The sequence below is a fragment of the Actinomyces sp. oral taxon 448 str. F0400 genome (assembly GCF_000220835.1).
In the GTDB taxonomy this organism is placed as follows: Bacteria; Actinomycetota; Actinomycetes; order Actinomycetales; family Actinomycetaceae; genus Actinomyces.
Window position 1 is genome coordinate 1 of record NZ_GL985613.1, and the last position, 896, is coordinate 896.

An 896-nucleotide genomic window follows, 5' to 3' on the forward strand; every position below is an offset into this window, starting at 1 on the left:
TGGTGGCCGTCGGGCGGCGGCGCGGACGAGGGGGGCGGGCTCGGCGCCGCCCCGGAGCAGCTCGCGGCCGCCGAGGCGCCGTTCCACGTCAGCGAGGCGCTGGCGGACCCGCCCGCGTCGATGAGCAGCGTGCGCTCGACGGGGTCGGCGGGGCAGTCCGTGGAGGACCACACAGTTCGGTCGCCCGAGACGATGACCGCCCCCAGAGCCGCACCGCCGACATCGAGCAGGCAGGCGTCATCACCCGTGTTCGTCAGCGTGACGCCGATGGTCATGCCGGTACCCGCCCCGACCCGCGCCGGCGCGTCCACGGAGACATCGAGATGGGCGGCGTCGCAGGCGGCCGGAGCGGGATAGACGGTCCGCACCTGGCTGGCGGCCTCGGCGTCGTCCTGATCGCGGATGGTCTCGCGCACCCAGACCCCTCCGGCGACCATGGCGTAGGACATGCCGGCGACGAGGGCCAGCACGATCCCGATGATCAGGAGCCAACGCAGCCAGTAGCGCGGACGGCGGGAGGAAGCGAGCGCCGCACGACGCAGCCTGGAGCCGGTCGGGCGGCCTCGGCCGCCCGACCGGGCGGCGCTCGGGAATGCGGAGGGGCGGCGTGCGCCCGAGCGGGAGGGGCGGCCGTCCTGCGTCGTCACGGTGCGCGTACGGCGGGCCGTACCGCGCGCGGCCTGTCGGGGACCCGAAGCGCCGCGGGACCCGGCCCCGGTCCGTGCACGGGAATGCCCGGGGGCGGGGCGGGAGTCGCCGGCGGTTCGAGGCGCCGTGGGCGTTCCGCCGGTCCTCCCGACCGTCCTCCCGGCCGGTTCGGCCTTCCCGGCGCCGCTCGGCCCGGTCTTCGCGGAGGAGCCGGCGCCGGCGGAGGGGCGATCGCCTCCGGGCCGCCC

General features: G+C 77.6%; 1 pseudogene. It reads right to left on the reverse strand.

Annotation, left to right across the window (positions count from 1 at the left end):
* A pseudogene (locus HMPREF9062_RS11955) lies at positions 1–647 on the reverse strand (hypothetical protein); the annotation flags it as partial.
* Positions 648–896: the final 249 nt, after the last annotated feature.